This is a genomic window from Bradyrhizobium sp. KZN70725 (assembly GCF_055264925.1).
In genome coordinates this window covers 71,811-81,267 of the sequence record NZ_JBUYWT010000019.1, presented here as the reverse complement: position 1 = coordinate 81,267, position 9,457 = coordinate 71,811, and the positions used below count along the sequence as shown (strand labels likewise).

The window sequence follows — 9,457 nt, the reverse complement described above, 5'->3', positions numbered from 1 at the left end:
GCCTTATCGCGAGAACCAGCTGCTGCCGCTGCTTGGCGGACCAGTCAACTTATAGCTCAACCCTACGCGAACAATGTTTTCAGTCAATTTCGCCGAGTGGTCCCAAGCGTACGCGCTGAGCCCACCGATGTTCTGCGGTGCCGGGGCCATCCGATCACCGAGATCGACATAGAGATATTCGAACTTGGCGGTCCAAGGGCCGCTCACGACGGCCTCCCAGCCGACGCCCGCCGTCCAGCCCGGCTTCACACGGGAGTCGGAGCCCGCAAATCGAAAGCCACTGAAGCCGGGAAAATCTGTTGCCGTCGAAAATGCATAATCCGCATAGGCGAGGCCCGCGGTCACGTACAGCATGTTCGATTGATTGGCCAGGATTCCCAGACGCCCACGGACCGTGCCGAGGTAATTCGAGCGAAAACTGTTCTCCCAGGTGGTTGATACGCCGGCCGCGAGCGGAAACGGCCCGCGCAGCTGGGACGATTGCAGATCTGTGTAGTTGATGTCGGTTTCTAGTCCGATGACCGTCTTGTCATACTGCACGTTGCAGGAAAGGCCGCCGCCGGCAGTCAGCCCTCCCGTGTTCCGGGTACTGATCGAGCCCGCCTGTTGAGCGGCGATTTCGGGAAGGACGCCGTTACGTTGCGCGAAATCGATGATGGCGCCATTTGGATCGGAAGAGAATTGCGCCTTGGCTGAACCATACCCCGCATTCACGCCGACACTGCAGCCAGTCCAGCTGAACGGGGCGACTGGCGGCGGCGCCTTGACCGGCATATAAGCGGCCAACGCCGAGTTCGTCTCGTCGAAGCGCATCCGGAAATGCGCTTTCGCCTCCCAGGCATCGATCCCGGGTGTGAAGAATGACAAATAGCCGCCCGATAGCCATAGTTCGGCTTGCGATCCAAGTTGGGCGCGAACGCCGCCACGCAGCTGTCCATGCCAGCGCGTGAGCCCAATGTCGGTGCCGTCGATCGTGGTAACGGTATCGACAAGCTGTTGCGTGTCGTATCGCAACGTTGCCTGGACGAACGGCTGCAGTAGGAAACGCTGGTCGACCACGAAATCTCGATTGACCTCCACAGAACCTTCGACGTGGCCCCAGCTGTAGGCTTGGCCGGGGATGGGAAATCCCTGGCCGCTTGTAACGCCCCCGACGTCGTCGTGAGCATGAAAAAACGTGAACCGGGGCACGACGCGCGCCCATGGCGTATCGACAATCTGGGTCAGGCTCGCCGATAGAAACACGCGGTCGACAGGCATATTGGCACCATGGCCGAAAACGTCGAAGGCACGATCAAGCCGTGCGTAACCGAGCCAGGCATCAAACAGTGTCGTCGGGCTGACGAACCATCCCAGGTAGGGTCCGCCGCCGATTCCCGACTGATAAATCGATGCATTCAGTCCGTCGTAGGTGACTTTGGTGCTTTCAGGATTGAACGCAAAGCCGGCAACGAGATCCGGGCTGACACGGTAGTCGAGCCCGTATGTGAGTTCAGACAGCGTGCCGTACGACGTGAGTCCGACGATGCGGTCGGTGAAATTGACCTGGCGCGGTGTTACCCAAGCATGCCAACCGTGGCCGATCGACGCATAGGAAGGATTGGTGGCGATGCTTGCGTACTGGTTGAACCCCGCAAGGATCGCGTCCGAGATGAAGTAGCTGCGCGCAAAGTCCGTCCCCAACGCGCGTGCGAGGTTCGCATGCGGCATTGGCGATGGCGGCGGAGGTGGTGGCGGCGCCGGTGGTGGTGGTGGCGGCGGTGGCCCCGGCGGAGGCGGTGGCGGTGGCGGCGGTGACGGTGGCACCGGAGTGGGTGGAGGTGGAGGCGGAGGCGGAGGTGGCCCCGGCGGCCCTGGTGGCGGTGGCGGCGGCGCTATCGAACAGACCTGGTCACGGAACGCATTGACATCGTTTGATATGGATTTTTCGCCGATCAGAGGTCCTAGGACGCTGCCCCAGGCCCTGAACTTCTCATGATCGTCGAACGATGGCGGAAACACCTCGGTTGCAGTGTCCGTTCGCAGATCGAGGAAGGTAGGTCCTCCGGTAAGCGTTCCGCTCTTGCTGAAGCGCCACATGAATCCAGTCTGCGGATCGCCCTGCACGCTGCTCGCATTGATGCAATAGTCATTGGTCGCGGAGCGATAGCCGTCGAAGCCCAGATGGATTCGGTCCGCGGCGACCGCGACGTTGCCGGAAACGAGCGACGCCGCGGTCCCCAATAAGAAGGGACGAACTCGCGTCTGCCAGTATCGCTCCGTCGGAGCGGAACATGCGTGCTGTCGGTTGGATCCTACCGAGGCTTCGGTTGGCATCGTTGATGGAATCAAGGCCGAACGAGTTCGCGGTGCATCCATCCGCGGTCTCCACAAATCGGCCCCACTGCACGCTAACGCTTGGGGATGAAATATTCAGTCACATAATTGCGGCGTGATGAATTGCTACCTGAAATAGTTTCCTGATGTTGCCGCGTGGCAACGATTCACTACAATTTCCACGATAGTTCCTCGCAACCTCGCGCGATCGGCGCCGAACTCTCCGCATCGTCGCGCAAGCTATGACATAAACTGCACCTTGCTCCCGTGGGCCGCACAACGATCGCGTTCGCGATCCGACTCCAGTTTGTTCGCGCAGAACGAATCGGAATCAGGAAAATCGGCGCGATCCAGATGTTAACAACGCACATACATCGACCGCATCCGAACAATCGATGTTGTATCATGATGGGATTATTGCTCTCGGCGTGCAACACCGCGGCGCATCTCAGGCACACTGCGTTCTCCCGCATCACTGATCGATCGATGAGTCGCACCACGGCCACGTTCCCGATCCGACTCCAGTTTGTTCGCGAGGAACGAATCGGAATCGAAAAATCGACGCAAAACGATACTTAACAAGAGGTTTGCGCGATTCGATGCCGCGGCGCTTCGTACGGCGGATGAGCGCAAGCGTAATCGGACATCCACCGACGACATCACCGCGTCGGGTTACTCCGCGCCCATTATCGGCCGCGCTTCGCGCGGACCGGTCGGGTCGCCCGCCCTGCACGCTGAGCGAGCCGCCAGCCTTTGAGGTGAAGCCAGAGCGCTTCGGCGACCGGTCCGTGCGAATGCTGGCGATGACGGACTGCCGCAAGCTTTTCCTCGCGGCCCGGAAAATTCGGTCCGGCGATGCTGATCAGCCTGCCGTCCCGCAGCTCGTCCTCGACCAGCCATGCGGGCAGATGGCCCCAGGCAAGACGATGCAGGATCAGCTCCTTCTTCATCATCTGGTCCGGCACGCTACACTGATGCGCACCTTCGATCAGGAAGAAGTTTTCCGGCGACGCTCGCCGCGCCGTGTCGCGGATGATGCACTGCGCGAAGGGGCGCATCTGCTCCGGTGTGACTTTCTTCGTCCACGCAAACGGCAGAAAGCCGGGAGCGACGACCGGCACCATGGTCGTGCGCGAGAGCCTGATCTGTTCGAAGCGCGGATCGGACGGCTCCGCGCGATGAAACACCAGATCGGCGTTATCATCGATCAGGCGCTCGAGCGGTCCGCCGACCGCCTCATATTCCAGGTGCAGGCGCGTGTTGGGATAGCGGGCAAAGAACGCCGAGAGCATCTGCAGCACCGGCGGCCGCGGACACAGGTCGCCGATGACGATGCGCAGGACGACTTCTTCTCCGCCTGCAAGCTGCTCCGCATAGCCCCGCAGCAGATCGAGCTCGCGCAGCGTCACCTGCGCGCGTGCGTGAAACGTCCGGCCGGCGTCCGTCAGCCCGATACGGTATCCGCTGCGATCGAACAGCGTAAGGCCGAGCTGCTGCTCGAGCCGGGCGACAGCCGCAAACACCGACGGGTGCGACCGGTTCAGCGCCGTGCCGGCGGCCTGAAAGCTTCCCTCGGTCGCGACAGCGTCAAAGCAGCGCAAATCGTGCAGCTTGATCCGATCCATTGTCCATAAAACCTACAGAGATTGATCAATCTTAGTAATTTTTCTTCGAAGGCGCGAGTCCTAGCCTGGGTCGACGCGAAGCCTGCCGGCTTCCACCAGCACAAGGGACTGACGAGATGAGCGGCGATCGACACTTCACCACGGCGGATGGCTGCCGGATTGCGTACCGCATCGACGGTCCCGACGATCGGCCGGTGCTCGCGCTGTCGAACTCGATCGCCACCAACCTGCACATGTGGGATCGTTCGATGCCGGCCCTCAGCCGGTCGTTTCGGGTGCTCCGCTACGACACCCGCGGTCACGGCGGTTCGGACGCGCCCACGGGCGCCTACTCGATCGACCGGCTCGGCCGCGACGTGGTCGAACTGCTCGACGCCCTCGGCATCGATCGCGCACATTTCCTCGGTCTGTCGCTCGGCGGGTTCGTCGGGCAATGGCTCGGCATCTTCGCGCCTGACCGCATCGACCGCCTGATCCTCTCGAACACCTCGCCCTATCTGGCGTCCGAACTGGCGTTCGACGAGCAGATCCGCGCGGTGCTTGCGGCCAAGGACATGAATGGAATCGCAGACGGGTTCATGCGCAACTGGTTTCCGGCGACGATGCTGGCCGCGCCGAACGAGGTCGTCGACGAATTCCGCAACATGGTGCTGACCACGCCGCCGCGCGGTCTCGCCGGATGTTACGCCGCACTGCGCGACGTCGATCTCCGCCGCGCCATCTCGCTGATTGCGGCGCCGACCCTCGTCATCGGCGGCGAGAGCGACACGGTCACGCGGGCCAGCCACAGCGCTGATATCGCCGCGACAATCACCGATGCCAAGCTCGTCCTGCTGCCCGGCGTTCACATCCTCAACATCGAGCAGCCGGATCGATTCAACAGCGAGGTCGTGAGCTTCCTGGCGCTCTCCACCACATGACTGCGTAGCCCGGATGAGCGAAGCGACATCCGGGACCGCTCCAAGAGTACGTGATCAGGCCCGCATATCGCTTCGCTCGTGCGGGCTACATGGATCACGCACCACATGTTCCCCATTCGACTCCATTTTGTTCGCAAAGAACGAATCGGAATCGAGCAAATCGGCGCGAAGCGATTCTTAACAACAGGTTTGCGGATTCGATGGCGATCGGCTCTGTGGAGCGGATTAGCGCAAGCGTAATCCGCCCTCTGCCGCGTTGAGACAGCGCCGGGTTACACGGAGCTGACCCTCCCTGCGCACCGTCCAACGTCGTATTCAAGCTCCGGCCGCAGCGCGCGCATCTTCTCCGCCAGCCTTTGGCTTGCCGTCTCCTCCGCGCGCGCGAGGCGATTGACCAGCGCGACATAATCCGCATCGCTCTTGTGCTGGTTCAGCTTTGACTGGCCCTCGATCTCGTCGACGACGATGTCGATCACCCTGATCCCCGCCAGCATCGCTTCGCGCTTGCCGGGCTCCATCTGCGTCAGGTCCCAGGGCTGCTTTTGCAGCCGCGCCTCGGAGACCGCGAGCAGCGCGTCGCCATGGCCGCGGTTCTCGCCGTGATCGCGCAGATGCGCGACGCCGGACAAATGCACCGCCTCGTAGAGCCAGGTCGAAACGTTGTCGGGTGAGACATACCAGTCGTTCGAGATGTAGGTGTCATCGCCGGAGACGATCAGGAGGAAGCGCCTGACACCGTCGGCGAGCTCGACCAGCGGATTCTTCGCGGTGAGATGGATCTGCACGATCACGCGCTCGTCGCGCCGCTCGATCACGAACGGCACGTGGGACGCGCGCGGGCCGCGTGCATCGGCGGCGACGATGGCGCCGAAGCTGCGCGCGGCCGCAAAGGCGAGCGCGCGGTCTTGCTCAATGCGAAACTGGGGACGGAGGATGTGCATGGCGGCGGCGCTCGCGAGCTGGAGGGAGACGACCCAGCAAGGCTAGCGCAACTTTCGCCGGAGATCACCGCCATGCACGATCCGGCTCAGCAGATCATGGCATTGTCGCCGTGATCGCAGACACCGCCGGGCTGGTCGCGCGGCAGCGCCTCGGACTCGCCGAAATGCGGCACCGCCATGCGCGGCGGACCGCCGCTCCAGCGGCCGGCGGCGGCATGGCTCTTCGCGAGTGCGGATGGGCCCGCCGCCGGCACTCCGTGTGCCGTGGCCGACGCCGTCAGCATGGCGAGCGCGGTCAGCGCGGCCGCAATCTGTTTGATCCTGGACATCAGTTGCTCCTGTTGGATTCGGCGCGCCGGCGCATTGTTCGCCGCCCGCCGATCGGTTCGCGCTCACATCATGATCGATCGCTCTGCCGTCTTGTTCCGACGCCATGAGGCAAGCGTTTGGATGCAAGACAGTCCACCCGTGCATCTTCTTCCACGTCGATCCGACACGATCGGTTGATCGCAGCGTGACAGACGAGGTCCCGACGCGAACCGGCAAGACAAACCCGGCTGCGCCGCCTGCGACAAAACAGCCCCACGGGCAACTCAGCAAAACCTGTCGATATCAGAATAAGAAAATATTCCGCTTACTGCCCTTTGCTCGCGGCCCATGGGTGCGATCAGACAAAACATGTCGCGAGAATGCGGATGTATGACTCGCAGCGCACCACACGTTCGATGTCGTCCCGGCGAATGGAGAAAGATGCGCGCGCCGACTCCATCACCGTCATGCCGGCAGTAAAGGCGAGGGCTTTGCCCAGGAATGATCGAGCTTAGCAATGCCGCGGAATCCCAATCCGCCGTTGAACTGACGGCAACTGGCAGGTTACGCTGTCTCCACGCTCACGCCCTCCCGCTGGAAGGATTCCCCATGAACGGCAATCGATATTATGGCGTCCGCGTCGAGGGCGCGAAATACGGCGTGGGGTTCGGCTCGGCGCTGGCGATCGCGATCTCCTACACCAAGAACCATTCGATCCTGTGGGCCATCATCCACGGTATCCTGGGCTGGCTCTACGTCATCTACGCCGCACTGTTCGGGTGATGCGCACAAGATGACGATCATCTCAATCCAGTCACAGGTCGCCTGGGGCCATGTCGGCAACAGCGCCGCCAGCTTTCCGATCCAGCTGCACGGCATCGATGTCGTCGCCGTGCCGACCACGCTGCTCAGCAATCGGCCGGGCTATCCGACCATCCGCGGCCGGGTGCTCGACGTGCAGCTGGTCGCTGACCTGCTGCGCGGCATCGAGGAGCGCGGCGCGGTCGAGGCCGCGCGGCTGATCCTGTCGGGCTATCTCGGCTCGGCCGACATCGCGATGGACGTGGCCGACTTCGTCGAGCGCGCGAAGGCGACGAACCCGGCCCTGCTCTATTGCTGCGATCCCGTGCTCGGCGACCGCGACCGCGGCATGTTCGTGCGATCGGACATTCCGCCGCTGGTGCGCGACCAGCTCTGCCCGCTCGCCGACATCATCACGCCCAACCATTTCGAGTTCGAATTCCTCTGCGGCGCGCGCGTGACGACGATCGATGACGTCGTCGCGCAGGCGAGCGCGCTGATGGCGCGGGGACCTGCGACCGTCGTCATCACCAGCGCCGAGCTGGCCGGCACGCCGCACAGCGAGATCGAGACGCTGGCGATCGAGCGCACTCAATCCGACAAGACTTGCGCCTGGCGCGTGCGCACGCCGCGGGTTCCGATCAGCCCGTCCGGCACCGGAGACCTGTTCGCCGCGCTGTTCGTCGCCGCCCGCGCGCGCGGCCTTGCGACGCCGGATGCGCTCAGCCACGCTGCGTCAGGCATCCACGGCGTGCTGGAGCGCACGGCGCAGAGCGGGACCGAGGAAATGCGCATTGTCGAAAGCGCCGGCGTGATGCTTGATCCGAAGCCGCGCTTCGCGGCGGTTACCATCGCCGCATCCTGACATCCGGGACAGGTCTTCATGATCGACATCACCACCCTCCTCACCTACGCCGCCGTCGTGCTCGGCCTGTTCCTGATCCCCGGGCCGGCGGTGCTGCTGGTGCTCGCGCGTTCGGTCACCGGCGGAGCGCGCGTCGGCGTCGCGACCGGGTTCGGGATCGCGCTCGGCGATCTCGTCCACACCGCGATGGCGACATTCGGCCTCTCGGCCGTGCTGATGACCTCGGCGCTGGCGTTCTCGGTCGTGAAATATGCCGGCGTGATCTACCTGATCGTGCTCGGCGTCCGCGCCCTGTTGGAGAAGAACGACGAGCTGGATTTGCCGGCGGCGCAGCCGGTCGATCCGCGGCGTGCGTTCCGGCAGGCGATCTGGGCGGAAATGCTCAATCCGAAGACCGCGCTGTTCTTCCTCGCCTTCCTGCCGCAGTTCGTGCACCCCGGCCACGGCTCGGCGGTGGCGCAGTTCGCGACCCTCGGCCTGATCTTCGTCGTGATGAGCGCGGTCTACACCTCGCTGCTGGCGCTCGCCGCCGGCCAGATCAGCCCGTGGATCAGTCGGCATCGCCGCATCGGGCAGTGGCAGGGCCGCGTGGTCGGCACGATCTATATCGCGCTCGGTGTCCGCCTTGCGTTCCAGGAGCGCTGATGTCCCCGCTCAAGCCGCAGGCCAGCTACGACGACTTCGCCCGCCTCGATATCCGGATCGGCGAGGTCGTCGAGGTGCAGCCGTTTCCCCGCGCCCGCAATCCGTCCTACAAGGTCGGCGTCGATGTCGGCGCCGGGCGAATCATGTGGTCGAGCGCACAGATCACGAATTACGAGCCGGCGGCGCTGGTCGGCTCGCTGGTCGTGTGCATCTGCAATCTCGGGCCGAAGAACATCGCAGGTTTCACCTCGGAACTCCTGATCCTCGGCGCCAAGGACGCCAGCGGCGAGGTGATCGTGCTCGGCCCGCGCAGCGAGGTTGCGATCGGCGAGCCGATCTTCTGACGTCGGGCTGATCACGGCCGCGTGATTCAAATCGTCTGGATTCCCCGTAGTTTACCGATGGGGGATCACCCGGATTCTCCGTGCCCGCGCGCGCTGCTATTGCAACGCGCGAGAATCGCTTCGGCATGGGAATCGGAAGAATGTCCGCAGTTTTCTTTCACTGCTCCGACGACAAGCACGTCATCCTGGATCGCACCGGCGCCGCGATGGATCTGGCGGAGGCGCGCGTGTATGCGGAGCAATTGGCGCGCAGCTTTGTCATGACACCGAGCGTGGAGGACTGGCGCAACTGGGCAGTCCACGTCACCGACGACATCGGAACCGAGATCTTCGAGCTGCCGTTCACCGCCATCCTCGGCGAGCTGCACTGAGGGCATGCCATGAATGCGATGGAACTTGCCCTGCAGCCGTTGCGACGCCGCCTCGCCCGCCTCATCGCGCGCTGCGTCGCGCTGATCGATGGCGTCATCAATCCCTATCGCCCCGAATTGTACTACATGCGCGGACCAGGCCCGAAATGCCGCGCCCGGCGGCAAGCCGCACTGCGCGACTAGCTTCGCGGCATCCACAGCGAGAAAAGGCCGGCGGGCGTTACGCCACCGGCCTTCTCCTGCAGCTGCCGGTTCCCGGAGTCCGGTTCCGCTGCGATTCCACTTGGTCCTGAGCTTGCGACGACTGTTTTAATCAAATC

12 protein-coding genes and 1 pseudogene are annotated in these 9,457 nt (G+C 63.5%); 8 read left to right on the top strand and 5 right to left on the bottom strand.

The features are described from left to right. Positions 1-3 precede the first annotated feature (3 nt). Entirely contained in the window at positions 4-1,710 is a 1,707-nt protein-coding gene (locus ACZBJS_RS19940) for an autotransporter domain-containing protein (protein ID WP_463439042.1), read from the bottom strand. 5 nt (positions 1,711-1,715) lie between these two features. Here ACZBJS_RS19940 and ACZBJS_RS19935 point away from each other — a divergent pair, with 5 nt between their 5' ends. Next, positions 1,716-1,907 (top strand): hypothetical protein, encoded by a 192-nt coding sequence (locus ACZBJS_RS19935; protein WP_463439041.1) that lies wholly within the window; start codon positions 1,716-1,718, stop codon positions 1,905-1,907. A 1,095-nt stretch (positions 1,908-3,002) separates the two neighbouring features. Here the strand turns inward: ACZBJS_RS19935 and ACZBJS_RS19930 are convergent. Together ACZBJS_RS19930 and ACZBJS_RS19925 are read right to left on the bottom strand one after the other, a co-directional pair. Next, positions 3,003-3,725 carry a substrate-binding domain-containing protein gene (locus tag ACZBJS_RS19930; RefSeq protein WP_463439061.1) on the bottom strand — a complete coding sequence of 241 codons (723 nt, stop codon included), beginning with the start codon at positions 3,723-3,725 and terminating at the stop codon, positions 3,003-3,005. 81 nt (positions 3,726-3,806) lie between these two features. Continuing rightward, a pseudogene (locus tag ACZBJS_RS19925) lies at positions 3,807-3,941 on the bottom strand (helix-turn-helix domain-containing protein); the annotation flags it as partial. 116 nt (positions 3,942-4,057) lie between these two features. Here ACZBJS_RS19925 and ACZBJS_RS19920 point away from each other — a divergent pair. Then, positions 4,058-4,861 carry an alpha/beta fold hydrolase gene (locus ACZBJS_RS19920; RefSeq protein WP_310884727.1) on the top strand — a complete coding sequence of 268 codons (804 nt, stop codon included), beginning with the start codon at positions 4,058-4,060 and terminating at the stop codon, positions 4,859-4,861. A gap of 272 nt (positions 4,862-5,133) precedes the next feature. Here ACZBJS_RS19920 and ACZBJS_RS19915 read toward each other — a convergent pair whose 3' ends face one another. Both ACZBJS_RS19915 and ACZBJS_RS19910 read right to left on the bottom strand, forming a co-directional pair. Then, complete coding sequence (locus ACZBJS_RS19915) at positions 5,134-5,802, bottom strand: FMN-binding negative transcriptional regulator (RefSeq protein WP_316395804.1); 669 nt, start codon at positions 5,800-5,802, stop codon at positions 5,134-5,136. A gap of 86 nt (positions 5,803-5,888) precedes the next feature. Next, on the bottom strand, positions 5,889-6,131 hold the full coding sequence (locus ACZBJS_RS19910) for a hypothetical protein (RefSeq protein ID WP_316395805.1): 243 nt from the start codon (positions 6,129-6,131) through the stop codon (positions 5,889-5,891). A gap of 589 nt (positions 6,132-6,720) precedes the next feature. Between ACZBJS_RS19910 and ACZBJS_RS19905 the strand changes: the two genes are divergently transcribed. The 6 genes from ACZBJS_RS19905 to ACZBJS_RS19880 all read left to right on the top strand — a co-directional run bounded on the left by ACZBJS_RS19905 (position 6,721) and on the right by ACZBJS_RS19880 (position 9,320). Continuing rightward, positions 6,721-6,894 carry a hypothetical protein gene (locus tag ACZBJS_RS19905; RefSeq protein WP_016840760.1) on the top strand — a complete coding sequence of 58 codons (174 nt, stop codon included), beginning with the start codon at positions 6,721-6,723 and terminating at the stop codon, positions 6,892-6,894. 10 nt (positions 6,895-6,904) lie between these two features. Then, the gene (gene pdxY, locus ACZBJS_RS19900) at positions 6,905-7,777 is read left to right on the top strand and encodes a pyridoxal kinase PdxY (RefSeq protein WP_316395807.1); all 873 of its coding nucleotides are present in this window, start codon (positions 6,905-6,907) and stop codon (positions 7,775-7,777) included. Positions 7,778-7,795: 18 nt separating this feature from the next. Then, positions 7,796-8,422: a LysE family translocator gene (locus tag ACZBJS_RS19895; protein ID WP_316395808.1), complete on the top strand. Its 627-nt coding sequence runs from the start codon at positions 7,796-7,798 to the stop codon at positions 8,420-8,422. Next, the gene (locus ACZBJS_RS19890; RefSeq protein WP_225163046.1) at positions 8,422-8,766 is read left to right on the top strand and encodes a tRNA-binding protein; all 345 of its coding nucleotides are present in this window, start codon (positions 8,422-8,424) and stop codon (positions 8,764-8,766) included. Before ACZBJS_RS19895 ends, ACZBJS_RS19890 begins: the two co-directional genes overlap by 1 nt. Before the next feature lie 140 nt (positions 8,767-8,906). Further along, a complete protein-coding gene (locus ACZBJS_RS19885; RefSeq protein ID WP_028332292.1) occupies positions 8,907-9,137 on the top strand; it encodes a DUF6894 family protein in 231 nt (76 codons plus the stop codon). Between the two features lie 9 nt (positions 9,138-9,146). Then, positions 9,147-9,320: a hypothetical protein gene (locus ACZBJS_RS19880; RefSeq protein ID WP_229193178.1), complete on the top strand. Its 174-nt coding sequence runs from the start codon at positions 9,147-9,149 to the stop codon at positions 9,318-9,320. Positions 9,321-9,457: the final 137 nt, after the last annotated feature.